This is a genomic window from Ruegeria sp. CJ2, from assembly GCF_056536745.1.
In genome coordinates this window covers 349,371-374,473 of the sequence record NZ_JBQFQF010000002.1, presented here as the reverse complement: position 1 = coordinate 374,473, position 25,103 = coordinate 349,371, and the positions used below count along the sequence as shown (strand labels likewise).

General features: G+C 58.5%; 23 protein-coding genes and 1 tRNA gene. 9 read left to right on the top strand and 15 right to left on the bottom strand.

Annotated features, from left to right (window positions below):
- Window positions 1–10 precede the first annotated feature (10 nt).
- Entirely contained in the window at window positions 11–1,006 is a 996-nt protein-coding gene (locus ACR0MS_RS04200; RefSeq protein WP_480568787.1) for a diguanylate cyclase, read from the top strand.
- 5 nt (window positions 1,007–1,011) lie between these two features.
- Here ACR0MS_RS04200 and ACR0MS_RS04195 read toward each other — a convergent pair whose 3' ends face one another.
- The 8 genes from ACR0MS_RS04195 to ACR0MS_RS04160 form a co-directional block, all read right to left on the bottom strand.
- Complete coding sequence (locus tag ACR0MS_RS04195) at window positions 1,012–1,710, bottom strand: sirohydrochlorin chelatase (protein WP_480568790.1); 699 nt, start codon at window positions 1,708–1,710, stop codon at window positions 1,012–1,014.
- A 71-nt stretch (window positions 1,711–1,781) separates the two neighbouring features.
- On the bottom strand, window positions 1,782–2,714 hold the full coding sequence (locus ACR0MS_RS04190) for an AEC family transporter (RefSeq protein WP_480568792.1): 933 nt from the start codon (window positions 2,712–2,714) through the stop codon (window positions 1,782–1,784).
- 61 nt (window positions 2,715–2,775) lie between these two features.
- Window positions 2,776–3,573, bottom strand: a complete 798-nt coding sequence (locus ACR0MS_RS04185) for an MBL fold metallo-hydrolase (protein WP_480568795.1) — start codon at window positions 3,571–3,573, stop codon at window positions 2,776–2,778.
- Window positions 3,570–4,376 carry a TatD family hydrolase gene (locus ACR0MS_RS04180; protein ID WP_480568798.1) on the bottom strand — a complete coding sequence of 269 codons (807 nt, stop codon included), beginning with the start codon at window positions 4,374–4,376 and terminating at the stop codon, window positions 3,570–3,572. The genes ACR0MS_RS04185 and ACR0MS_RS04180 overlap by 4 nt, the downstream gene beginning before the upstream one ends.
- A complete protein-coding gene (locus tag ACR0MS_RS04175) occupies window positions 4,373–5,494 on the bottom strand; it encodes a DNA polymerase III subunit delta' (protein WP_480568801.1) in 1,122 nt (373 codons plus the stop codon). Before ACR0MS_RS04175 ends, ACR0MS_RS04180 begins: the two co-directional genes overlap by 4 nt.
- Window positions 5,495–5,501: 7 nt before the next feature.
- Complete coding sequence (gene tmk / locus ACR0MS_RS04170) at window positions 5,502–6,128, bottom strand: dTMP kinase (RefSeq protein WP_480568805.1); 627 nt, start codon at window positions 6,126–6,128, stop codon at window positions 5,502–5,504.
- Window positions 6,125–7,300, bottom strand: coding sequence for a D-alanyl-D-alanine carboxypeptidase family protein (locus ACR0MS_RS04165; protein ID WP_480568808.1), 1,176 nt, complete (start codon window positions 7,298–7,300; stop codon window positions 6,125–6,127). The genes tmk and ACR0MS_RS04165 overlap by 4 nt, the downstream gene beginning before the upstream one ends.
- A gap of 16 nt (window positions 7,301–7,316) precedes the next feature.
- Window positions 7,317–8,489, bottom strand: a complete 1,173-nt coding sequence (locus ACR0MS_RS04160) for an SPOR domain-containing protein (protein WP_480568811.1) — start codon at window positions 8,487–8,489, stop codon at window positions 7,317–7,319.
- Window positions 8,490–8,688: 199 nt separating this feature from the next.
- On the opposite strand from ACR0MS_RS04160, the gene ACR0MS_RS04155 reads away from it, so the two are divergent.
- Together ACR0MS_RS04155 and ACR0MS_RS04150 are read left to right on the top strand one after the other, a co-directional pair.
- A tRNA-Ser gene (locus tag ACR0MS_RS04155) sits at window positions 8,689–8,778 on the top strand.
- Window positions 8,779–9,072: 294 nt separating this feature from the next.
- Window positions 9,073–9,792 (top strand): hypothetical protein, encoded by a 720-nt coding sequence (locus ACR0MS_RS04150; protein WP_480568814.1) that lies wholly within the window; start codon window positions 9,073–9,075, stop codon window positions 9,790–9,792.
- Between the two features lie 29 nt (window positions 9,793–9,821).
- Here ACR0MS_RS04150 and ACR0MS_RS04145 read toward each other — a convergent pair whose 3' ends face one another.
- The 6 genes from ACR0MS_RS04145 to ACR0MS_RS04120 form a co-directional block, all read right to left on the bottom strand.
- Window positions 9,822–10,559 (bottom strand): maleate cis-trans isomerase family protein, encoded by a 738-nt coding sequence (locus ACR0MS_RS04145; protein WP_480568817.1) that lies wholly within the window; start codon window positions 10,557–10,559, stop codon window positions 9,822–9,824.
- A complete protein-coding gene (locus ACR0MS_RS04140; RefSeq protein WP_480568820.1) occupies window positions 10,556–11,623 on the bottom strand; it encodes a pyridoxal phosphate-dependent aminotransferase in 1,068 nt (355 codons plus the stop codon). Before ACR0MS_RS04140 ends, ACR0MS_RS04145 begins: the two co-directional genes overlap by 4 nt.
- Window positions 11,620–13,266, bottom strand: coding sequence for a hydantoinase B/oxoprolinase family protein (locus ACR0MS_RS04135; protein ID WP_480568823.1), 1,647 nt, complete (start codon window positions 13,264–13,266; stop codon window positions 11,620–11,622). Before ACR0MS_RS04135 ends, ACR0MS_RS04140 begins: the two co-directional genes overlap by 4 nt.
- Window positions 13,266–15,356 (bottom strand): hydantoinase/oxoprolinase family protein, encoded by a 2,091-nt coding sequence (locus tag ACR0MS_RS04130; protein ID WP_480568826.1) that lies wholly within the window; start codon window positions 15,354–15,356, stop codon window positions 13,266–13,268. The genes ACR0MS_RS04135 and ACR0MS_RS04130 overlap by 1 nt, the downstream gene beginning before the upstream one ends.
- 225 nt (window positions 15,357–15,581) lie before the next feature.
- Window positions 15,582–16,292, bottom strand: coding sequence for an aspartate/glutamate racemase family protein (locus tag ACR0MS_RS04125; protein WP_480568829.1), 711 nt, complete (start codon window positions 16,290–16,292; stop codon window positions 15,582–15,584).
- Window positions 16,293–16,295: 3 nt separating this feature from the next.
- Window positions 16,296–16,994: a GntR family transcriptional regulator gene (locus tag ACR0MS_RS04120; RefSeq protein WP_480568832.1), complete on the bottom strand. Its 699-nt coding sequence runs from the start codon at window positions 16,992–16,994 to the stop codon at window positions 16,296–16,298.
- 105 nt (window positions 16,995–17,099) lie between these two features.
- Between ACR0MS_RS04120 and ACR0MS_RS04115 the strand changes: the two genes are divergently transcribed.
- Window positions 17,100–18,794 (top strand): thiamine pyrophosphate-binding protein, encoded by a 1,695-nt coding sequence (locus ACR0MS_RS04115; RefSeq protein WP_480568835.1) that lies wholly within the window; start codon window positions 17,100–17,102, stop codon window positions 18,792–18,794.
- On the opposite strand, the gene ACR0MS_RS04110 is transcribed toward ACR0MS_RS04115, so the two are convergent.
- Window positions 18,755–19,675: a LysR family transcriptional regulator gene (locus ACR0MS_RS04110; protein WP_480568838.1), complete on the bottom strand. Its 921-nt coding sequence runs from the start codon at window positions 19,673–19,675 to the stop codon at window positions 18,755–18,757. The two genes, ACR0MS_RS04115 and ACR0MS_RS04110, sit on opposite strands and share 40 nt — an antisense overlap.
- A gap of 97 nt (window positions 19,676–19,772) precedes the next feature.
- On the opposite strand from ACR0MS_RS04110, the gene ACR0MS_RS04105 reads away from it, so the two are divergent.
- The 5 genes from ACR0MS_RS04105 (at window position 19,773) to ACR0MS_RS04085 (ending at window position 25,098) form a co-directional block, all read left to right on the top strand.
- The gene (locus tag ACR0MS_RS04105) at window positions 19,773–20,906 is read left to right on the top strand and encodes an enolase C-terminal domain-like protein (protein WP_480568841.1); all 1,134 of its coding nucleotides are present in this window, start codon (window positions 19,773–19,775) and stop codon (window positions 20,904–20,906) included.
- Complete coding sequence (locus tag ACR0MS_RS04100; protein WP_480568844.1) at window positions 20,903–22,156, top strand: NAD(P)/FAD-dependent oxidoreductase; 1,254 nt, start codon at window positions 20,903–20,905, stop codon at window positions 22,154–22,156. The genes ACR0MS_RS04105 and ACR0MS_RS04100 overlap by 4 nt, the downstream gene beginning before the upstream one ends.
- Before the next feature lie 47 nt (window positions 22,157–22,203).
- A complete protein-coding gene (locus ACR0MS_RS04095) occupies window positions 22,204–23,178 on the top strand; it encodes a TRAP transporter substrate-binding protein (RefSeq protein ID WP_480568847.1) in 975 nt (324 codons plus the stop codon).
- A 68-nt stretch (window positions 23,179–23,246) separates the two neighbouring features.
- On the top strand, window positions 23,247–23,780 hold the full coding sequence (locus ACR0MS_RS04090; protein WP_480568850.1) for a TRAP transporter small permease: 534 nt from the start codon (window positions 23,247–23,249) through the stop codon (window positions 23,778–23,780).
- 4 nt (window positions 23,781–23,784) lie between these two features.
- On the top strand, window positions 23,785–25,098 hold the full coding sequence (locus ACR0MS_RS04085) for a TRAP transporter large permease (RefSeq protein WP_480568853.1): 1,314 nt from the start codon (window positions 23,785–23,787) through the stop codon (window positions 25,096–25,098).
- The last annotated feature ends 5 nt before the right edge of the window (window positions 25,099–25,103 follow it).

Below are 25,103 nucleotides of genomic sequence, written 5' to 3'. Positions count from 1 at the left end.
ATTGTGCCCCATGTTCGTGCTTGTTGACGAACAGGGACAAATAACAAGCGTTGGTCCCACCATACAGAAACTTCGCCCCGAACAGCCCATGCAGGGCCAGAATTTTTTGGACCTGTTCGAATTGGTTCGTCCGCGCGCAATCACCACGACCGCTGCATTATTGTCGTTGGCCGGTGCCAAACTGCACCTAAAGCTCAGGGACGAACCGCGTACCGCGTTGAAGGGATTGGTCGCACCGCTGCCAGAGAATAAGGGCGCGATTATCAACCTATCCTTTGGAATTTCGATTCTGGATGCCGTGCGAGACTATGCCCTGACCAGCGCCGATTTTTCGGGCACCGATCTTGCCATTGAATTGCTGTACCTGGTCGAAGCGAAGTCAGCCGCGATGGAGGCGTCCCGTTCCCTGAACCTGCGGTTGCAGGGTGCCATGCTTGCGGCCGAGGAGCAGGCTTTCACGGATACGCTCACCGGGTTGAAGAACCGCAGGGCCATGGACGTCCTTCTGGGACATATGGCGTCTGGCCATGCGCCGTTTGCGCTGATGCATCTGGATCTGGATTTCTTCAAGTCCGTGAACGACCGGCTTGGGCATGCGGCAGGTGATTTTGTCCTGCAACAGGCGGCTCGCATCATGGAGGAAGAGACCCGCAGCGACGACATGGTTGCGCGCGTCGGTGGGGATGAGTTTGTAATAATTGTCAAAGGCTTAGTGGATGACCGGGTGTTGTCCTCAATTTCTGGCCGCTTGATAGACAGGCTAAGCGAACCGACGGTATTTGAAAACGAAACCTGCAGGGTATCCGCAAGCGTCGGAATAGCGCTGTCGACCCAGTTCAACACTTTGAAGGCCGCAGAAATCCTCAACGCGGCTGACCAGGCCTTGTACGATGCAAAACGGTCTGGCAGGTCCCGCTATAGTTTTTTCTCACCATCAAGAGGGTCAGTGGGCGATCCCGCAAAATTGCAGGACGCGCCGCAGCAGCGTCCCGATGTCTCTGGGTGAAATGATTAGGAGCCCTCGAAGGCTTGCGAAAGTACGTTTGCAATCTGACGCTTTACGCGGGGAAGTTCACCGACAACGGGCAGAACCCGACCTTTGAATGCAGCGCGATCTAACTCTTGTGGGATATCCTCAAGAACGTGACCTCCGGTACAGGCAAAGAACGGCAGGCAGAGGGCTGTTGCCCCTGCGCCGTCCGCCGCCTCTGAGATAGACGGCGGTTCTTCCACGAACCCGACCCGGATAGAGCGAAAATCCGTCAACGCCTCCAGGTTCTTGGCAAAAGCTTGGGTAACTTCTGACGGATTACGACTGCGTCCCGAGCCATGCGCGGCCAATACAACATTGGTGCTTGAAGACGTCCATTTTAGATCCACAACCGTTTCGCGCAGCGTGTCTGCGACCAGCGATGGCAAGATGGCGTCCGTGCCCAAAGGGTCAAGAACGCGCAGCGGCTTTGCCCCAAGGCGTTTGGGTAGGGCGCTTGTGACAAACCACCCTTTTGCCATGAACAACGGAAAAACCACCGTGTCGTCGGGCAAGTCCTGCAGTTTCGCCTCAAGCGCACCGGGTGCCGCCAAAGTTGCTGACGTTACTGAAACTCCCGCACACATTCCGCCCACTTCGGCGGCATATCGGGCAAGCGCGGCTTCTGCCGGGGTTGGATCAGACGGCTGACCATGTGCAACGATTAGGGCGTGGGGCATCTGAGCCTTCCTGTTTGGTTTACCGAAAGGTGTATCCTGCCGGGGCAAAGTCAACGTGCCTTTCGAACGGGTTAGCCCAAAAGCATGAGCCAGAACCAGACCGTGAGTATAGACACCCCGGTTCCAACCAAAACCGAGGATGCGGCGACTCTTTTGGCCCGCCCATACATATTGGCAAAGATATAGGCATTGAACCCGGGCGCCATTGCCGCGTTTAGAACGCCTGATCGAAACAAGTCCTGCGGTAGGCCGACGGAAGAGCCGAATAGCCAGACAAGACTGGGGTGCAGCATCAGTGACACGCCGCACACAAAAGCAATCGTGCGCAGGTCGCCTTCGGGTTTGTACTTGACCAGAACTCCGCCCAACGCGAATAGTGCCCCCGGAAGGGCCGCGCGGGTCACAAGGCCAAGGGCTTCATCCACAACGGCAGGTACGCCGATCCCGGACAAGTTGACGACGAACCCCAACGCGATCCCCAAGATCAGGGCGTTTCGAAACATCGCCGACAGAACCGAGCGCACCATGAGGGTTCCGCCGTGCCCACGATTACGGATGAACTCCATCACCGTGATGCCCACGCAATAGCAAAATGGGGAGTGAAACGCGATAATCGCGTAATTTCCGGTCAGGTTCTCGGGGCCATAGGCTCGCTCGGTAATTGGCAGGCCCAACAGGACTGAATTCGAGAACAGGCAACAAAACCCGATGGCGACGCAGTCTTCCCAATCCCTGTTGAATATCAGCCGCGCGCCGAACAGCCCGACGCAAAAACAAAGCGCGGCCGCCGCATAGAAACTGGCCAGCAGGCGCGGGTCGAAACTGGCGCTGAGGTCAAGATTGGAAATGGCTAGAAACAGCAGGCAGGGGATCGCAAACCCTTGGGTGAACTTCATCAGCCCGTCGACATGGACCTCTTTGAAATACCCAAACCGAGTGGCTGCGTAGCCAGCTCCGATTACCAGGAATACCGGTAGGATGACGTCGATCAGGGATTGCAGCATCTAAGGCTCCACCGGAGTCGCCAGCCGGGGCGAGGATATGGCAGAGCAGGTCGTCAGGGCTTCAAAGCGCCTGATGGATCACCATGCCGTCGTAGGCTGGCGTGATGTGATCCGCGGTTTCCGCGTCGACCGTCGCATAGTCGAGGTCGATATGCATGTTGGTCAGGACCGCCCTCTTGGGCTGCAGCTTTTCGATCCACCCCAGCGTTTTTTCCAGATGGGCGTGGGTGGGATGCGGGGACCGACGCAACGCGTCGATAACCAGACAGTCCAGCCCTTCCAGCATCGTCCATGCATCGTCGTACATCTCGGCTACGTCGGGCAGGTAGACAAGATTGCCCATTCGGAAACCCAATGCGTCAATCGACCCATGATTCACTTTGAACGGATGAAAGGGGATCGGACCGCCGGGGCCTGTAACCTCGAACGGGCCATTAATGGTTTTCAGGTCAAGAATAGGCGGGTAGGGCGAATTTTCAGGCTGAATAAAGGCATATCCGAAACGACCTAGAAGATCGTTCTGAGTATCTCCATCCGCCCAGACAGGCACACGTTCGCGCATGTTGAAGACGATCATGCGCAGGTCGTCGATGCCGTGCACGTGGTCGGCATGGGAATGGGTATAGACCACCCCGTCCAGACGGCCCGTGCCTGTATCCAGCAATTGACTGCGCATATCCGGGGTCGTGTCGATCAGAACCGAAGTCGTCCCCTCGGGCCCGTCGCGTTCCACCAGCATCGAGCAGCGGCGACGGATGTTGCGTGGATTGTCGGGATCACATGCGCCCCAGTGACCACCCAGTCGTGGGACGCCGCCAGAGGACCCGCAGCCAAGGATCGTACAGCGCAGCTCGGTCATGCGGCCGCCTGATAGGTTGCAGCTTTTGTGAACAGGCGGTCAAAATTCGCCTGCGTCTGAGCCGCGAATTCAGGGTAGTCCATCCCAAAAACCTCGGCCCCTTTTCGGGCGGTATGGGCCGTATAAGCTGGTTCGTTACGCTTGCCGCGGAACGGTGGTGGCGCCAGATATGGCGCGTCGGTCTCGACAAGGATGCGATCAACCGGGGCGCTGGCGAAAATGTCGCGAAGGTCCTGGCTTTTGGGGAAAGCAGCGATGCCGGACATGGAAAGGTAAAATCCCAGGTCCAATGCGGCCGTGGCCAGTTCCGCCGAAGACGAGAAGCAGTGCATCACGCAGGAATAAGGGGCGTTGCGATGCTCATCGCTCAGAATTCTTGCCATATCATCGTCAGCGGCGCGGGCGTGGATGATCAGCGGCAAGCCTGTCCGCTGGGCGGCTTCGATGTGGATGCGCAGGGATTGCTTTTGCACCTCGGCACTGTCGGCAGTGTAATGATAGTCGAGCCCGGTTTCCCCAATACCCACGAATTTGGGGTGTTGAGATAGACGGACCAGTTCATCAACAGTTGCCATCGGCTCATCCGCGGCGCTCATGGGGTGCGTGCCAGCGGCGTAGAAGACCGGTGCATGCGCCTCTGCGATCGCGCGGATGGTGGGTTCGTTGCGCAAACGGGTGCAGATTGTGACCATCCGTGTCACGCCTGCTTCGGTTGCGCGGGCCACGACCTCGTGCAACTGGCCATCGAAATCAGGGAAGTCCAGATGACAATGGCTATCGGTGATTTGGGGCGTATCGCTCATCTGCTCTGACCGGCGGTTTCCTGTATCTTGAACACCGTATCTAGGACCAGCGCGGCAGGGTCAAGGTTCACCGCCTGACCATGTCGCGCGCGGGCCGTGATCAGGGCTGCCGTATCTGCCCATTGGCGGGCTTGATGAGGGGAAGCGGACAAGCGCGACAGGATTTCCGCCTCGCCCGGCGCGGCTTCTGGCATTGGAGGGGCACCAGTTGCGCCCGTTAGGGCAAGCCGCGACAAAGCAATGTCTATCAATGTCAGCAGCAACTCAAAACGCTCGGCCGCGCCGCGTTGGGCTGCGGCTTCGGCCAGAGCCAATGCGCGTTGACGGTCCATTCTTGGAACCGTGCCCAAAATGGCGATGAGCTCTGCGTAAATGTCCAGGCCACCAAGGTTGATCAAGCGGACGGCACTGCCCACAGAACCAGCAGCGAGCGCCGCCAGATGATCCGGGTTGCTTGGCGGTTCTGCCCCAGTTTGAGCCAAGGCCGTCATCATATCTTCGGTGCCCAGCGGTGACAGCCTGAGCGTTCGGCACCGCGACCGGATTGTCGGCAACAGCCGCGACGGTTGGTGCGAGACCAACAAAAGCGTAGTGCGGGCAGGGGGCTCTTCGAGCATTTTCAACAGGGCATTTGCTGCGTTGACATTCATCTCATCCGCAGAGTCCACGATGACAACGCGTCGGCCACCATCGGCTGAGGAAAGTCCAAAAAACTTGCCCAGCCTACGAATATCTTCGACCACGATTTCGTTTCGCATCCTGCCGCGGTCGTTCTCGGACCGGGTGACCGAGGCAAGACCGGGTTCGGCCCCGGCCAGAATGCGATGAGAGACCGGGTGATCCTCGTCAATATCCAGCGTTTCAGGGGGTGGAGGCGCTCCGAACAGGCCATCTTCTTCGGCTGGAGGTGTCGCCACCAAGAACCGTGCGATGCGCCAAGCCAAGGTCGATTTCCCCACTCCGCGCGGTCCGGTCAGCAACCAGCCGTGGTGCAGTCGTTCCGAATTGTAGGCCGTCAGAAAGGCGTTTTCGGCCTCGGCCTGCCCGAATAGCTGCCGGGTTTCACGCGGGTGTGGGGCGCCGGGTGCCTGATCCGGGGGAGGGGGTTCATCGCTCATCAAAGGTTTACCGCAAAGCTTGCTTAACGATATCTGTCACATCGCTGGCAACACTGTCCATGTCCCGGTTGCCGTCGATCACGCGAAATCGTTCTGAAAACTCATCGGCAAGGGCCAGGAATCCGGCTCTCATCTTGAGTTGCAGGTCCAGGCCGAAATCTTCGAACCTTTCTTCTGTCCCCTGACGCCCCTTTGCCCGGTCCAGACCGGTCTGGGGGTCCATGTCGATCAGCAGGGTCAGATCAGGTTCACGACCAATCATCAGATTGTGCAACTGATCCACCAATCCGCGCAGGTCGCCGCGGGAAAGGCCCTGATACATGCGGGTGCTGTCGGCAAAACGATCACATATCACCACTTTGCCAGCGGCCAGAGCGGGTTCGATTGTGCGCTCCAAGTGGTCGCGGCGCGCTGCGGTGAACAGCAAAATTTCCGTTTCGGCGGACCACCGGTCGGGGTCACCTTCAAGCACGAGCCTGCGGATTTCCTCAGCCCCGGCAGATCCGCCGGGTTCGCGGGTCAGGACGACATCGCGACCCATGCCGCGCAGGTGATCGGCCAGCAAGCGCGCTTGCGATGACTTGCCCGACCCATCAATGCCTTCGAATGTCAGGAATAACCCGGTGTTTGTCACAATGCGTCCAACGGATTGCCGATAACGTCAGTCAATACGATGCTGCCTACGGTCATCATCCGCACAACAAACCCACCGGTTGCAACGTCATTCGCGGCCACCAGAGGGCGACGAATTTCCGGCAAACCCTCGGGCTTGATGACCAGTTCAGCCAGCTTCTGACCCTTTCTGATCGGCTCTTTCGATGCATCGACGGGCCCATCATAGACCACTTCGGCCTGAACATCCTTGTCGCCCAGAACCGGAAGAAGAATTGTTAGATCGCCCTCGGGGACCAGTCCAACCGTCTTTTCCGCACCCATCCAGACTTTGGCTTCGGCTATCGGCGCTTCGGCGTCGGCAATTGTCCTCTCGACAAAATTGCGAAACGACCAGTTAACCACGGCCTCAGCCTCCTCTGCGCGGCGGGCGGTGCTGTCGAGACCGGACAGGACAAAGATCACCCTGCGGTCGCCCTGTTTGGCTGACCCGACTAGACCGTATCCCGCTTCTTGCGTGTGGCCGGTCTTTAACCCGTCTGCCCCAATTCCCAGTTTGAGTAGGGGGTTGCGGTTGCGCGAGTTCGACGGCGCGCGACCATCGAATTCAAACTCTTCCTCGGCGAACAGGGGATAGTATTCGGGGAAATCGGTGATCAGACGATCCGCAAGAACCGCCAGATCATGCACGGACATCATGTGCCCCGCCGCAGGCCAGCCGTTTGAGTTGGCGAAATTCGAACTGTTCATTCCCATCTGTTCGGCACGCTGTGTCATGTAACGTGCGAACCCGGCTTCGGTTCCATCCGGGCTGAGTGCCTCTGCAATCACCACGCAGGCGTCATTGCCGGACAATACGATTATGCCCCGCAACAAATCCTCGACCCGGACCCGGTCCTGCGTATTCAGGAACATGGTCGAGCCGCCATAACTCATCGCGTGTTCCGAAACGGGCAGTTCTTCGTCCAGCGTCAGGCGACCATCCCGCAGTGCTTCGAACGCAACATACAGGGTCATGAGTTTCGACATCGACGCCGGGGGCAACGGCTGGTCCGCGTCTTTGGACAGCAGAACCGTGCCTGTTGTCTGGTCCATCACATAGGCTGCGCGGGCCGTTGTATCGAACGCCTGGGCAGGCAGGGCAAACAGGGCCAGCCCCAGGGACAAAACAGAAGATCGCAATGAGGTCAGCATCAGGGCCCCCTTTGTTTCAGTTCTTGACCAGGAAGGCATCGGTGAAGCCCAGGTCTTTTACGTCGCTTTGAAGGGCGGTGCGCTCTCCTCGGGTTGAAGCAGGGCCCACAAGAACCCTCCAGACGGAATCATCGTCGGTTGCAAGCTCGCGCACTTCGGCAGGCAGTCCGTTGCGGCGGATCTTTTCGGCCGCGCTTTTGGCATTGGCTTCAACCCCAAAGGTCCCGACCTGAACGTAAGGCTTGGACAACGAACCAGAAGACTGTTCCGGCTGGCTTGCCGTGCTTGCAGGTGTCGGTTCCGAGGCCTCGATCGCGGCAGCGGCGCCTGCGATCGGATCAAGCGGCGTTTCCGTGATTTCGTCTGCAGGCTTCTTCTGCCACCATTTCCGCTTCGCGGGTTGATCACTGGGTGGAGTCACCTCCGGGTCGCTCAGTGTGGCCGTTGGCGCGGCTTCAGCGGCAGCTTCAATGGTTTCCGCGGCAGCTTCGGTCGCTGTGTCGGCGGCCGTATCTGCCGCGACCGCAGCGGCGCCTGCTGCACCGGCCGCGACTGCGGCGGTCTCTTTCTTTTGCCACCATTTCCGCTTGGCAGGCTTTTCGGTGCCTTCCTCTGCGGCGTCTACGGATGCGGACTGTGTTTCGTCGTCCTGTGGCGCAGGGGCGTCCTCGGTCGCTTCCGCCGGAGTTTCTTCAGGTTCGGGCTTCGGGGGTTCGGCGGGTTTGCGGCGCAGTGCAACGACCTGAACCTTGGTCGGGGACCCTGCCAGAATGCCCAATTCTGCAGCGGCGGCCGAGGAAAGCTGCAGGGCAGGCCCCGGCAGGTTTCTTTCCCGACGGAACAGCGCGCCAGTTACGGTCTTGTTGTTGCTGGCGTTCTTGATCCGCACCCGTTCGGGTTGCGTGACATCCGGGTGCGCGACCCAAATTCCACCCAGCGATGGGCGCCCATCCCACAAACCAGCCTCTGTGACTTCAAAGACCTCAGGCGCTTCGACATCGTCGCGCGGATTTCCGGTCGCGTCCGGGAAAAGCTCGACCTTGCTGTCGTCCTGAAGGCTTTCTTCTGCTGCCTCGGATGACGCATTGTCAGGGGAAAGTGCTTCATCACAGCCTGCGAGGGCTGCGGTAAACACGGCCAGAACTGCCAACGCTCGCGGTTTTGCGCGTGTCTGGGTCGCTCGATTCATTTTGTCATCCCTTGCCTGAAAGGGCCTCGTTTCCCGAGCCCTGCCGATTGCCGGTTCTGACTTGCCGGCCTGTTACGGTCTTTCCATTGGATCATAACCTGCGCAAGGTGTCATGGAAAGACCGCTGCACACGCTTCGGCAAGATTTCCCTATTTGGTCTTGCCACCGGTTTCGGTTCGCCGTAGACCCGGCGTCACGCGGGGAGGTGGCAGAGTGGTCGAATGCGGCGGTCTTGAAAACCGTTGAACGTGAGAGCGTTCCCAGGGTTCGAATCCCTGTCTCCCCGCCACTCACCCACCCAAGTTCCAGTTTTTGCCACTGCTCGTTTCCCAACCCGGAGCGGAGCAGGGACAGGTAAAGGTCGAGCCCTGCGGGGTGTGCCGCTGTTCTGACCATGTGATCGCCAGTCTGCGCGAGATGGAGCCTGCCTGAGACCGTTCTGGACTCCTCGCGCGCAGGTGCCCTTGGCGTGTGGCCTTGTTTACTTAAAGTAAGCGCCGGGTTAAAACGGTGTATTATTTCATTTTTGTGACAACGCCGAGGCGTGGTCAGCTATTGTGTTAACGAGTGCAGGAGGCCCAAAATGCCGGGAGAAGAATTTGCCGTTCCTCTTGGCCAAAACGAAACAGTTTGTTCGAAGTACTTTCGTGTCAATTCATTGATTATTATTGGCTTATTTGCCCTGTCGATGATGTCGATTCTGATCCTCGAGAGCACGGACAACCGGGTTCTGAAATTCTTTGCCTGGCGTTTTAACCATGATGTCGAGCAAAGTGTTCCAACGATTTACAACTACTTTCTGCTCGTCTCGAATTTCGGTCTGCTTACGTACATATTTCTGGCGAAACGAACCCAAAATGATCGCGACTCGATCTATTGGCTGATCCTCGCGGTGGTCATGTTTCTGATGGGGTATGACGAAGCGGCCCAAGTGCATGAGAAATTTACGCAGCCCATGCGGTCTATTCTGCCGGAAAACCCGCTGTGGCATTTTTCCTGGACGCCGATCGGGGCCTTTTTTGCCCTTGTCGTGGCCGGGGTCTATTTGCCCTTTCTCTTGCGCCTGCCACGGGCTGTATCCAGCCTGATGGTTCTTGCAGGCGCCACTTACCTGTTCGGTGCGTTGATGATCGAAACTCTGGGCGGTTGGGTGGATTTCTACAATGACGACCGGGGTTGGAGGTTCTTCTTGCTGGCGACGATCGAAGAGAGCTTTGAGATGCTTGGAATGGTGATCTTCGGATATGCTCTGTTGCGGCAGATTTCCCTTTTGCGACAGACGGACCAATCACCCTTGGGATAGGGCGTCTGGCACCCATCACGCAAAAGGGCTCAAATGTGGTCAAACAAGCGACCGGGCAGAGAGGCGTGGCGGTCTAGTTTCAACATTTGGATCATGCAAAAAACCATGGCTTGGTTAGAGGAGACAACAGGCTTTCCCAGATGCGCCTCAATTCTGTCGATGACCTCGACCGCGCGCATGTCGGTGCAACTCAGGACGATTGCCTGCGCATCCGGGTGGTCCGCTTGGCAAGCCAGATCAAACACCTCATCTGGGGTCAGTTCGCCTTGTCCGTAATTCCCCAATTCGCGCCCGATATCGGCGCAGTGCACGGTTTCAATCCCGTTGTGTGACAGAAACTCCACGGCCTGCGTGTTGATCTCGCCGAGATAAGGCGAGGAAAACCCAACCTTTGTTGCGCCCAGAGCTTTGGTGCCAGCGATCAATGACCCGGCTGCTGTCAGGGATGGGGCACCTGATTGGGCTTTTATCTGCCGCGCAAGGTCCGCATCGAATGCAGGCCCATGTGTCAGAGTGGCAGAGGTGCAACCGTACAGCACAATGTCCGGTCGAACGCCCGCAATCATTCGCAAGTCATGGCTGATATCCGAGGCACCCAAACCTGCCATCTGTTCAGACCCCGGAACCTCATCCACGTCGTAGCCACCCATGCGTTGGAAATGAACCGTGGTATTCGGCGGACGCAACATCTGCATATCAGGTTCGAGATTGGAGTTCGTGTAGGGGACAAGCACGCCGATCTTGGCTGCGGTTCTCGTCTCGGTCATGCCAATACTCCTTTCAACACGCTCAAGGCTTTGTCCATAATCGCAGGGGCGCAAACCGTTGCGCGCAGACAGTCCGGCAGGCCATAGCCCGCCATCCCGCGCATCAGCAGGTTTTCGTTCCGCAACGCGGCATCGGTGGCCTGAGCGTCACGCGTTGAAGCAAAGCGGAGCAGGACAAAATTCGTGTGGCTGTCCGGTACGGCCAGCCCAAGCGCGCGGCAGTCCTGGGCAAACTGGTCGCGAAGGGTAGCCGTTTGACCGACCACATCGCGCCTGTGGGATTGATCACGCATGGCGGCGGTCGCTGCCGCTTGCGACGCTGAAGATATGTTGTTTGGATTCAAAAGTTTACGCATCTCGCCAGCAATGCCCGGTGGAAAATACCCCCATCCGACACGGGCACTGGCCAACCCATAGGCTTTGGAGAAGGTCCGGGTGACGACGGTGTCACCTCGGTCCACCAGCGCGAAGATGTCTGCGGGGTTATTGTTCGCATCCGAAAACTCGGCATAAGCTTGATCAACAACCAACAGCACGTCGTCCGGCAACTCGGTGCGCAGCCTCAGGATGTCAGAGTTCGGAATGAGTGTTCCGGTCGGGTTGCCCGGATTACATACGAAAACAATGCGTGTCGCAGGCGCTACCCCGGCAAGGACCTCGTCAACACTGACCGTCAGATCAACCTCGGGTGCCGTCCTATAATCCGCCTGCGCTTGCGCGGTCGCCGATGCCACAAATGCATATCCGTATTGCGTGCCCAAAACCTGATCACCGGGTCCTGCATATGCGCGGATCAGGCAGCCAATCAGCTCCATCGACCCGGCCCCACACAAGATGCGCGCGGGGTTCAGGCGGTGCACGTCCGCGATGGCTGCGCGCAGTTCGGTCCATTCTGGGTCGGGGTATAGCGTCAGGTCAGCCGCTGCCGTTTGCCCAGCACGAACCGCGGCGGGGCTGGCGGGAAACGCGCTTTCATTCTGCGCCATCGAGATCGTCTGCGCCCCGCCCAGATCGGCAAGGGCATAGGCCGCCATGTCAGCGACATATGCGTTTGGGCGGATCATGTGTCACCTCCGTAAGCCTTTGCGCCATCTGGGGTAACCAGACCGCGTTTCAGATCGAGGTCGAGGGACAGGGGGTCTCGCAGTCTTGGATCTCCGAACCCACCGCCGCCGGGCGTCTCAAAGATCAGGTAATCGCCCGGTTCAACGCGCAGCTCACCCTTGCCCGGAATGTCCTCGGCAGAGTTGCGAAAGTGAATGCGGCCGGGGCTTCCGGCACCACCACCCATCCTGCCAAGAGCGGGGAATTTCAGCCGTTCAACCGAAAGGAACACAACAAAAGGTGCGTCATTGGACGACGTAATTTCTATGCGCTGACCCAGCCCGCCGCGATATTGCCCCGCGCCGCCGGAATCCGGCCTAAGTTCGCGCCGCCAGATCGTCACGGGCGCGACGCTTTCGGTGATTTCGACCTGACTGCCAAAAACACCGGACGGATAAGCCGTTGCCGACAAGCCATCCGCATGAGGCCGCGCGCCTGTTCCGCCATTATGCACGGGTTCGATCGCAAACTCCCGTCCGCCGTCGCGGGCCACTTCGGGCGCGTGACGCATAGGCAGGTCAAACATGCAGCTTGCGCCCTCTGCCGGCACTTGATCAGGCAGGGCTTGATGCAGACACCCCAGAACCAAGTCAGGCGTCACCTGGCCAAGAGTGTGCCGCATGGCGACCGGAACGGGCCTTTGTGCGTTCAGAATGCACCCTTTCGGCCCATCAACGGTGAAGGGTTCCAGCGATCCTGCGTTGTTCGGTATGTCCGACCCAACGATGCAGCGCAGCGCAAATACGGTGTAGGCTGTGGCATAATTCAGCGGTACGTTGATCCCTTTACGAGAACACCCCGAGGTGCCAGAGAAATCCACATGCATCCTGTCCTGATGGACAGTCAGAGTGGCGTGAAGTTCCAGTTCATTCTCATACCCATCCATTTTCAGGACGTTCTTATAGACACCATCAGGAACCTCGGCGATTGCAGCCTGCGTCCCGCGGCGCGAGGTGTCGATGATATAAGCGCCCAGCGTATCCAGATCATCGAGGTTGAATTCGTCCATCATGCTCAGCAGACGATCGACCCCGGCCTCGCAACAGGCGATCAGCGCATAGATATCACCCTCATTTGCTATGGGTTCACGGGAATTGGCGCGGATGATGTCAAGAAGCAAAGCGTTTGGCACGCCTTGATCGACCAGTTTGCAGGGCGGGATCAACAGCCCCTCGTCATAGATGTCGGACCCCTCTGGCCCCATGCCAAGCCCGCCCAAATCCACCAGATGAGAGGTGCACGAGGTAAAGCCCACGACCTGTCCGTTCTTGAAGGCGGGCATCATCAGAAGGAAGTCGTTCAAATGCCCAGAGGCCAGCCATGGGTCATTGGTCATATAGATATCACCCGGTTTCATGTCCTGAACCGGGAAGGCCGCGCGCAGATGCTGAACCGCTTCGGCCATTGTGTTGATATGTCCGGGCGTGCCAGTGACGGCCTGCGCCAGCATGCGCCCATTCGCATCAAATATACCGGCGGAAATATCCCCGCACTCGCGCACGATCGGGCTAAAGGCCGCCCGGATCAGGGTTTGCCCCTGTTCTTCGACAACCGCCAGAAGACGGTTCCACATAACTTGAAGTCGGGCAGGAGAGTGGGTCATCATTCTGTTCCTTTCCGGGTAAGAACAAGGTTCCCGATCGCGTCCACACGGGCTGAGAAGTCGGAGGAAACCAGCGTGGTCGTCTGTGGCTCGATAATCAACGCGGGTCCAGGGACATAGTTCCCCGCGCGGAGGTCGGGGCGGGCGATCAATGCGGCCTGTACGGTTCCTCCGGTCAAGTCGCAGGTGATGGGGCGCGTCTGTGGCGGCATTTCTGGACGAGTTATCGGCGTATCCGCAGAGGTGGTCGCTTCGCTCCCGAAAGTCGCAACGCGCACTGACCAGTTGAGGATTTCGATCTGCATCCCCGGCACCGGGCGCGAGAACTGTTTGCGATATTCCTCCTCAAACGCATGGGTCAGGGGGGCAATGTCTGTGTCGGAAAGGGGACGGTCGGGTAGGGGGATTTCGATTTCGTGACCTTGACCGCTGTAACGCATGAAGGCGGTACGGTGCCGCTGAGTTGGCGCATCGCCCGCGCCTTGGGAAACCACCAGCTCCGCCTCGGATATCATCGCGTCGAACAGCGTGTTGATGGCGTCAGTTTCGATGCTTTCCAACATGGAATACCGTGACCGCACGATCTCAAAACTGACCGGTGCAAACAGAAATCCAACAGCCGAACCAACGCCGGGATTCGGCGGGATTACGATCCGGTTGACCCCGGCAGACCGGGCAACCCGTGTTGCATGCAGGGGGCCATTGCCGCCAAACGCGATCATGGTGCGGGTGCCCAGTTCCTTGCCGCTTTCAACGGCGTGCATGCGTCCGGCGCTGGCCATGCTTTCGTCGACGATGCGACTCACGCCATCTGCGGCACCGGTTGCGGTCAGATCGAGCTTGGTCCCGATCACTTGATCCAAAGCGAGATTTGCAGCCTCGGGATCAATCGCGATGTGTCCTTCGGCAAAGGTTTCGGGGGTGATGTAACCCAATGCGATATCGCTGTCTGTGACCGTTGGTTCCGTGCCGCCACGCAGGAACGCAACGGGACCGGGTTCCGAGCCAGCCGATTGCGGCCCAACGGTCAATCGCCCCAACCGATCCACCCCGGCAATCGAGCCACCGCCCGCTCCGATTTCGATCATTTCGATCACGGGAATGCGCACGGGCATGCCCGAGCCTTTGATGAACCGGGCCGCACGCGCGATTTCGAACTGACGCGAGGTCTGGGGTCGCGCATTGTCGATCAGGCAGAGCTTGGCCGTCGTTCCGCCCATGTCAAAGGACAGAACCTGATCCAGACCCGCGCGTGCGGCGATCCGGGCGGCAAGAATGGCACCCCCGGCCGGGCCGGATTCGACAAGACGGATGGGGAATTGCGCTGCGGTGTTTAGGGTGCACATTCCGCCACCAGCCGTCATCATCAGGATCGGGCAGGCAAGACCTTCGTCGCGGAACCGGTCCGCGAAGCGCGTCAGGTATGTCTGCATCAAGGGCTGGATATAGGCGTTTGCAACCGTGGTGCAGAGGCGATCAAACTCACGCGCCTCGGGGCTGACCTCGGACGAGATCGAGATGGCCAGTTTGGGGCGTTTTTGAGCCAACACCTCGCGCAACTGCTGTTCGTGTGCGGGGTTGGTGTAAGCGTGCAAAAGGCAAATGGCGACCGCGTCCGCGCCGCTTGAGTCGATCTCTTCCAGCACTGTGTCGATTGCGGACTGCTCCAACGCGATCAGAACGTCACCGTCCACCGACATACGCTCACGCACAGTAAACGCCCTTTCCCGAGGCACCAGCAGGTCGGGTTTTTCCAGGTTGATATCGTATTGCGCATAGCGCCGCTCATAGGCGATTTCGAGAATGTCGCGGAAGCCTTCGGTCGTGATCGTTGCAACCTTGGCCCCGCGCCGCTCGATCAGGGCGTTGGTGGCCAGCGTTGTTCCGTGAATAAAGCCGGAGACGTCAGACAACATGTGTCCCGATTGCCGGATGACCCGCCGCGCACCGTCCATCGCGCCGTCAGCGGGGTTTTGGTGAGTGGTCAGCGTCTTAGCGGATGCAAGGATCGTGTCCTCACCCGAGAACAGAACAGTGTCGGTAAAAGTGCCGCCAATATCAATGGCAAGGCGCAGCGCATCAGGGGTCATTCTGTCGTCCGAAGTCAGAGTAATCGCAATCCGTCGCAAAGGGCACAAAGCCCCTGGCTCAGGCGGCAACCACCAGATCACAGCCCGTCGCGCGACGGTTCATCGGATGAGAAATACAAGCCATACGCATACCGAAAGGTTGCAGGCGCACTGGGAGCCTTACTAGCGGAAATGCGACGTGGTTGCATGTAAGCGACATCAAAACGCGTAGTTTTCGGGGAGGCCTCAATAGCGCGGCGGGTTGAGCCCGGCCTGAAACCAATTGACGAAGGTGACCATCGAAAAGACAGGCAGGTTCGTCGCCCGTTGGATGTCAACCGCATAGGGACACATGTTGGTGCATTCCAGAACGATCGCGCCCAAGTCAGGGTTTTCCGCCTTCAGGGACATCGCAGCGTCGATATTGTCGGCACGGGCCTTGTCCACATCCATCTCTAGTTCATTGTCAAGAATGGCACGAGTGAACTCGGCCCCCCCTTCGGTTGTTCCGATCGGAGTGCCCAGCGGAACATGAGCGCCAGACAGATGCGCGTCGGTCAGGGTTGACGCTGAAATCGTCAGGATGCCTGCACGTTTGCCCGCAGGAAGGGTACGGTTTACCATCTCCACTTGCATCAGGGAAGAGGTCGCGACGGGGACGGGAATGGCCTCGGTCAGTTCCTTTTGAAAGACTGATAGAAAGCCGCAATTCGTGGTGATGCCGTCTGCCCCGTCCTTGACCAAATCCAGCGCTGCATCGACAAACGCGCCCAACATGCCGTCGGCCTTCTGGCGAACGACTTTGTCCGGTGATGCATCACGCACTATTCGGTAGAGCACAGGAAAGGGCCATGTCAGCGCGTTTCCCATATCTCCGGGAATTCGTGGAAATTGGGCATCCAGCATAAGAATGCCCACCGAGGCACCGTAAATGGATTTTCCACCTTGCGCGATCATCCCTTATGCCTCCTCAATGATCCGGGTTGCGATCTCATCTGGCCCTTCCATGTAGATGCTGGAAATCCCCTGACGTACAGCATCTTGCACCTGATCCATCCGCCTGGAAATGTGACCCTCCAAAATCCGGGCGGCTTCATCTGCGTTTCGCTCGCGCAGGGCGCTCATCACACCCTTGTGTTGATCTTTCGAGCGATGAATCCGGTCCGCGTTCATCGAAACCCACCGCATGTACCGGATACGGTCATTGATCCGGCTTAGGGTTTGCAGCAGCTCGCGATTGCCCGACAGCCGCGCGATTCCGATATGAAATGCCTCATCGCGGGCCACGGCTTCTTCGACCGTGAGGCCAGTTATGTCGATGCCTGTGTCGTATAGTTCCTGTTCAAGCGCCTTCAGTTCTTCATCCGTCGCTTTGGCGCAGGCTGCGCGCACTGCGGCCACTTCTATGATCTGGCGCAGTTCGAACAGATCGTACACGCTCTGGGCGTCCAGCGGCCTGCAAAAGAACCCCTGACCGGGGCGAAAGTCGAATAGGCGCTCGGCGACCAGACGGTTTAGCGCCTCGCGCAGGGGGGTCCGGCTCACGCCGAGATCTTTGGAAAGCGCGACTTCGTTCAGGCGATCACCGGGGCGCAGACGAAATGACACCGCCATCGCCTTCACCTGATCGTAAATGTCATCGACTCGCGGACCCGCCATTCAATCTGCCTTTCTCAGCTTCTTCTCAGGGGTGCCACAGGTCGATCTTGAATTCAATATGCAATACTGTATACAGCTATGTATTCAGTCAGTGCGAGGGCAAAGATGACGGGCGTTAACTACCTGACAGGGGCCGAGGCGATGGTGCGAATGCTCGAAGCCCATGGCGTGAAACACATGTTTGGATTGTGTGGGGATACGACCCTGCCGTTCTATGATGCCTTGGCGCGGATGGATCACGGCATTCAGCACATTTTGACCCGCGACGAACGTCACGCGGCTTATATGGCCGACGGCTACGCCCGCGTTACAGGCAAACCCGGAATTTGCGAAGGGCCATCCGGCGGCGGAGCGACCTATATTTTGCCGGGTGTGGTCGAGGCCAACGAAAGCTCGGTGCCGATTCTGGCGATCACCTCGGATGTTGCGACAACCAGCCGTGGGAAATATCCGCTGACGGAACTGGATCAGCCAGCTTTGTTCAAGCCGCTGGCGAAGTGGAACGCCTCGATCGACGATGCCTCGCGGTTGCCGGCAATGATGCGGGCGGCGTTCCGGGCAATGACAACCGGAACCCCCGGCGCGGCGCATCTAGCGCTGCCCTTTGACGTTCAAAAGGCTTCGGTTGACGAAACTGAAATCTGGGCAGATGCGCGCCATCGCAGCTATCCGGCTGAACGGGCAGGGCCCGATCCTGACGCGATAGACGCGGCGGCAGAGATATTGGCAAAAGCAAAATCGGCGGTGGCCGTCTGCGGCGGCGGGCCGGTTCTGTCGGGGGCCAGCGACGCGCTGCGCCGGGTGGCAACGGCTTTGGACATGCCTGTGGCAACAACGGTGTCAGGTCAGGGCGCACTGGCCGAGACCGAACCATTGGCGCTGGGCGTTGTGGGGTCAAACGGGGGCGTGCCAGCGACTCGGGCGGTCGTCGATCAGGCGGACGTGGTTCTGTTTATCGGTTGTCGCGCAGGGTCGGTTACAACCGAACGCTGGAGAAGTCCGGGCCGAAACACAACGATCATTCACATCGACAGCGACCCGATGGTGATCGGCGCGAACTATCAGACCGAGGTGGCGATTTGCGCCGACGCGCGGCTGGCGCTGGAAGCGTTGGCGGACGTGCTTGAGGGATATGATGATCTGCCCGGTCAGGGCGGCGCTGCCAAGGCCAAGGCTGCCTGGGCCGCCAAAACCGCTGCATTTTCCCCACTTGCCGCAAGCAGCGAAGCACCAATCCGCCCCGAGGCGGTTATGGCGGCACTTATGGATATCCTTGATGACGATGCCATCGTAGTCGCGGATCCCGGGACGCCGTGCCCCTATTTTAGCGCGCATTACCGGTGGCAAAGCGCTGGGCGTCACTTCATCACAAACCGGGCGCATGGTGCCTTGGGGTATTCGTTAGGGGCCGCCATGGGTGCGCATGTCGGCCGTCCGTCCGTCAAAACGCTGGCCGTCATGGGAGATGGCTCTTTCGGGTTCACATGTGGTGAGTTTGAAACGATGGTGCGGCACAAAATGCCGATCACCTCGATCGTGTTCTCAAACTCGGTCTTTGGGTGGATCAAGGCAGGTCAGAATGCCGGGTTCGGTCAGCGTTATTACAATGTCGACTTTGATCGCACCGATCATGCAGCGGTTGCCTCTGCCTTTGGGGTCAAGCCATGGACCGTGAAAGACCCAAGCGAACTGCGCAGGGTATTGGCGATGGCCGTCGAGCATGACGGGCCAACCTTGGTGGACATACATTCCCAACCCCTTCACGAGGCCGCTGCGCCGGTGTCCGAATGGGTGGCATAAGACGCAATTGACGATGTGAGTTGGGTCAGAAAGTCCTGTGCAACGGTCGAGAGAGGCCGCCCCTTGGCCGTTATGATCGCAAGATCCAGCATCACGGCAGGCCGGAAGGGGCGCGTCTGATAGCCTGTCTCGTCATCGAACGTCACTGTGAAAGGGTCAATCAGGGCAACGCCCAAGCCTTGTTTGACGAAACTCAGCAAGTTCTCGAACAGGTGCGTGTGGATTTGCGTGCGCCACGTGCGCCCCTGCGCTTGAAACGCATCCCGGGTGCGTCGGTGCGTTTGATGTTCTGGGCCCATGACAATGAATGGCTCGTTCTCCAGCAACGCAGGCGTCATGACGTCGTGGGCGGCCAGCGGGCTGCCTTCGGGAAACGTGGCCAGAGTTTCGAAGCAGAACACCTGATAGTTCAGCGTATCGTGAAGAATAGGCATCTCGACGACCCCGATCTCGAACAGGCCCGAGGTCACCCATTCCTGTATTTTTGACGAATATTGCGATTGAAAACTGACGGACAGGTTTGGCCGTGTTTTGGCAAAACGAGCAACCTCGCGCGGGATAAAGCCGAAGGACAGCAGGTGAGGGGCCGCGATCTGAAGCTGGCCGGGATGCTTGTTTTGCAGGTCCGAGACCGCTTGGGCGACGTGGTCCAGACCGCGCACGACAGTGTCAACCTCACGGTACAGCAACTCGGCCTCGGGCGTGGGTAATAACCGACCTTTGCTGCGTTCAAACAGAGGCAGCCGGGCCTCGCGTTCAAGCTGGGCCAGAAGATTGCTGATACCCGGCTGCGAAATTCCCAGCACAGACGCCGCGCCAGTGACCGTTCCGGTTTCCATGATGGCATGAAACGCCTGCAATTGGCGAAAGCGCAGAGACATTACTTACCCTATCATTTTTTCTGATGGAGTTTCGAAAACATAGTATTTGAAATGATATACGGGTCAAGGCAGGCTTCTTCTCATCAGGGGATGCGGCATGGGCGACTTGTTTCAGAAAATTATCGGGTACGACCTTTGGCATCTGGAACTGCCGGTCACGTCCCGCCGTGATCATGGAATAGGCACCGTCGAAGGAACTTGCGAAGTTGTCGTCTTGCGCCTGACATCCGAAGACGGGTGTCATGGGTTTGGCGAGGCTTCACCCTGGTCGGTATTCACCGGAACGCCCGAGGCCACCTATGCCGCTTTGGACCGGTATGTCCGACCGCTGGTGATCGGCTCACGCGTTGCGGACCGCGCGGCTATCATGGAACAGGCGTCCCGCGCGGTCGCGCATTGCACCGAAGCAAAGGCCGCGCTGGACAGCGCTCTGCTTGACTTGACCGGTTGGATCAGCGGCGTGCCCGTGTGGGCTTTGTTGGGGGGACGGTGCCGGGACACCATTCCGTTAAGCTGTTCGATCGCCAACCCGGACTTCGCGCAGGACAAGGACCTGTTGGATCGACTGCGGGAGGACGGTGTCCGGATCGTCAAACTGAAAACAGGGTTCAAGGACCATGCCTTTGACATAATGCGGCTGGAATATCTGGCGCAGAATTACCCGGATATGTCGGTCAGGGTGGACTACAATCAAGGTCTTGAAGTTACGGAAGCCGCTACACGGGTGCGGGACGTCGCGCAATTTGCGCCGGATTTCATCGAACAACCTGTCCGGGCGCATCACTATGGCATGATGGCGCGACTGCGGCAGATGATTGATGTGCCGCTGCTGGCAGATGAAAGCGTTTTTGGCCCCGCAGACATGGAGCGCGCCGCGCGCGAAAACATTTGCGACGGTGTTTCGGTGAAAATCATGAAGTCCGGCGGGTTACACCGCGCCCAGACCGTTGCGCGTATCGCTGCCGCCCACGGTTTGAGCGCCTATGGTGGAGACATGTTTGAGGCAGGGCTGGCGCATCTGGCGGGCACTCACATGATTGCGGCAACGCCCGAGATAGCTCTGGGCTGCGAGTTCTACCAATCTTCATACTTCCTTGCCGAAGACATTCTGCAAGAACCATTCCGCGTGGCCGACGGCAACGTGATCGTTCCCGATGGTCCGGGGTTGGGCGGTTGTCCTGACCTTGGGAAACTAAATCACTATGCAATTACCAAGGCGGTGGCGGCATGAGCGGGGCAAAAACCATCGCGATCATCGGGGCCGGTATTGTCGGCGTCTCCTCTGCAATCTGGCTTCAGCGCGATGGGCACCGGGTGATCCTGATCGACAAGGCGGGTCCGGGCGAAGGCACCTCATACGGTAATGGCGGGGTTTTGGCGTCGTGCTCAATCGTGCCGGTTACCGTTCCGGGGCTGCTTCGAAAAGCACCGAAAATGCTGTTTAGCGCCTCTCAGCCGTTGTTCATGAAATGGGGGTATATGCCCAAGCTTCTGCCTTGGCTTACGCAATATCTCAAACACGCAAATGCTGATGATGTCGAACGTATCGCGGCCGCCCTGACCCCGATCGTTGGGGACAGTCTGAATGATCACGAAGCCCTTGCCAAAGGAACGGGGGCCGAAAAGTGGATCGTGCCGTCTGACTACCTGTTTCTTTATGAAAACCGGGCACATTTCGAGGGTGACGCATTCGGGTGGGCGATACGTCGAAAGCACGGGTTCCAATGGGAGGAACTGGAGGGCGAGGCGTTTCATGCCTACGACCCGGTTTTTGCTCAGGACATCGGATTTGCGGCGAAGCTGCCGGGTCACGGGCACATCACCGATCCGGGGCGATATGTGAAAGACCTTGCGGCGCATGTCGAAACGCAGGGCGGTCAAATGATCCGCGCCACCGCCCAGGACATCGCCTATGAAAACGGTCAGGTGGTCGGTGTGCGGGCGGGTGGCGAGACCATCGCCTGTGACACAGCCCTGATCACTGCGGGTGTCTGGTCCGGCCCCTTGGCCAAGCGTCTGGGGGTTTCTGTTCCTTTGGAAAGCGAACGCGGCTATCATCTTGAATTGATAGAGCCTTCTGCAATGCCGCGTAGCCCGGTGATGGTGGCTTCGGGCAAGTTTGTGGCCACTCCGATGGATGGGCGAATTCGTTTGGCGGGTATCGTCGAGTTTGGAGGGCTGGATGCGGCGCCGTCACGCGCGCCGTTCGAATTGCTGAGAAAAAACGCCCGAGCTGCCTTTCCGGGTGTAACATGGAAGGAGGAAGTTGAATGGATGGGGCACAGGCCCGCCCCGGCGGATTCGATCCCGATCATCGGCAAAGTGCCTGATATCAAAGGCGCCTATCTTGGCTTTGGGCACCATCATATCGGTTTGACGGGCGGGCCGAAAACCGGGCGCCTGTTGGCGCAGATGATCGCGGACAGAACTCCGAACACGGATGTGAGCGTCTACGCGCCCTCACGATACACAACACAATAAGGTCGGTGAGAAACACCGGCGGTTCGATATTCAATAGGGAGAATACGATGAAGAAACTGACAAGTCTTTTGGCGGCAACCGCTTTGACAGCCGCTTCGGTCGCTCCGGCCGTGGCGGAAAAATGGGATATGCCCATGGCATATTCTGCGTCCAACTTTCATTCCGCTACGGGGGCCGAGTTTGCTAAATGCGTCACCACCGGAACTGGCGGTGAGATTGAGATCGTAACCCATCCGTCTGGATCTTTGTTCAAGGGCGCGGATATCAAACGCGCAATTCAGACCGGACAGGCCCCGATCGGGGAACGCCTGTTGTCGGGTCATCAGAACGAGAACGCGCTGTTTGGCTTTGACTCGATCCCATTCCTTGCAACGTCATTCGATGACAGCGCCAAGTTGTGGGAAGCGGCCAAGCCATCCATTGAAAACCTGCTGGCCGAACAGAACCTGACGCTGCTTTACGCGGTGCCATGGCCGCCGCAGGGTCTCTATTTCAAGAACGAGGTGAACTCGGTCGCGGATATGGAAGGCATCAAGTTCCGTTCCTACAACAACGCGACCTCGCGCCTTGCAGAGCTGACCGGGATGCTGCCAGTCACGATCGAAGCTGCAGAAATCAGTCAGGCTTTCGCAACCGGCGTGGCCGACTCGATGGTGTCGTCGGGGTCCACCGGATATGACCGCAAGGTCTGGGAAAGCCTGAACTATTTCTACGAAGTGGATGCCTGGCTGCCGCGCAACTATGTGATGGTCAACTCAGATGTCTGGGGTGGTGTGTCTGACGCCAACAAAAACGTCATCAAAGCCTGCGCGGAACTGGCCGAGTATGCCGGTAACTGGCGTGCTAAGGAATATACTGGTTTCACCCTTCAGGGCTTGCGTGATGGTGGTATGACCGTTGGTCCGGCCTCTGATCAGATGGTCAACGAGCTGAAAGAGATCGGCGTGACCATGACAAACGAGTGGCTTGAGGCTGCAGGGGACGAAGGCAAGGCCATCGTCGACGCGTTCCAGTCGCAATAATCCCTCAAACGGGCGGCGGGGTATCCTGCCGCCCTTTGTCTGACCAATCATAACATCGCGGGGACGGTATGGCAGCATTGCGAGGGCTTCGGTCCGTATTGGATTTCATTTATCAGGCCGCAGGCGTTCTGGCCGCGCTGAGCCTGATCGCCATCTTGTTGCTGATTGTGGTGCAGATGCTGGCCCGCTGGACGGGCGAAGTTTTTCCCGGTGCCCCTGACTATGCCGGATATGCCATGGCCGCTGCGTCCTTTCTGGCCTTTGCAAACGCATTGAACCGGGGCAGCCATATTCGCGTGTCGATCCTGCTGAACGCCGTTCCCAGCGGTGTGCGCAGGGTGCTTGAGATCTGGTGCTTTGCGGTCGGTGCTGCCGTGATGTGGTACTTTTGCTGGTATGCCTATCGCTTTGTCTACTGGAGTTGGAAATTCAACGACGTAAGTCAGGGGCAGGACAAGACCGCCCTTTGGATCCCCCAGTCATCCATGCTGATCGGAGCGGTGATCCTTGCAATCGCCCTGACGGATCACCTGATCCATGTCATCGTGAAAGGTGATCACCGCATCACCCGTGATCTCGCAGATCAGAGCCACGGGGAGTGACGGCATGGAAAATATCTCAGTCATCATTCTTTTTCTTTTCGTTCTGTTCACCTTGCTCGGCACGGGCGTATGGGTCGGCCTTGCCCTGATGGGCGTGGCTTGGGTTGGGATGGAATTGTTCACCACCCGACCGGTTGGCGATGTGATGATCACCACGATCTGGTCAGCCTCGTCCTCGTGGACCTTGACCGCCTTGCCCATGTTCATCTGGATGGGGGAAATCCTCTATCGAACGCGATTATCCGAGGACATGTTCAAGGGGCTTTCCCCGTGGATGGCCCCGCTGCCCGGCGGATTGGTGCACACGAATATCGTGGGTTGCACCGTGTTTGCCGCGGTGTCTGGATCGTCCGCCGCGACCCTGACGACCGTCGGCAAGATGTCGATCCCCGAGCTGCGCAAACGCAACTACCCCGAGCGCATGATCATCGGCACCCTGACGGGGGCGGCGACGCTTGGCTTGATGATCCCGCCATCCCTGACCCTGATCGTCTACGGCGTGACGATAAACGAATCCATTACCAAGCTGTTCTTTGCCGGCATCCTTCCGGGTCTGGTTCTGGCCGCCATGTTCATGGGCTATGTCGCGATCTATTCAAAGCTGGGCAAAGACTGGAACCCGAACGACGAAGGCAAGCTCAGTTTTTCCGAGAAGATCAGGAACTCCCGCTTTCTGTTGCCCGTCATCCTGCTGATCATGGTCGTGATTGGCTCAATGTATCTCGGCTATGCAACTGCCACCGAAGCCGCGGCTTTTGGGGTGATCGGGGGACTTCTGCTTGCGGCGGGGCAGGGATCGCTGAACTGGAAGACCTTTACGGAAAGCCTGATGGGGGCAACCCGCACAAGTGCCATGATTGCGTTGATCCTTGCGGGGGCAGCCTTTCTGTCGCTGTCGATGGGCTTTACGGGATTGCCGCGCGGTCTGGCCGACCTGATCGCAGGGTTGGAGCTGACGCGATTTGAACTGCTCATGGTGCTTTTGGTCTTTTACATCATTCTGGGTTGTTTCCTTGACGGCATCTCGTCGGTCGTTCTGACCATGGCCGTTGTGGAGCCAATGATCCGAGAGGCCGGTATCGACCTGATCTGGTTCGGAATTTTCATCGTTGTCGTGGTTGAGATGGCGCAGATCACCCCGCCGATCGGTTTCAACCTGTTCGTCATGCAGGGCATGACCAATCATGAGATGGGCTATATTGCCCGCGCCGCGATTCCGATGTTCCTGATCATGGTTTTGATGGTCTTCGTGCTGATCTGGTTCCCGGAACTGGCCACTTGGCTTCCGGACAACCTGCGTCAGAGCCCGGGCGGGTAGCCGGT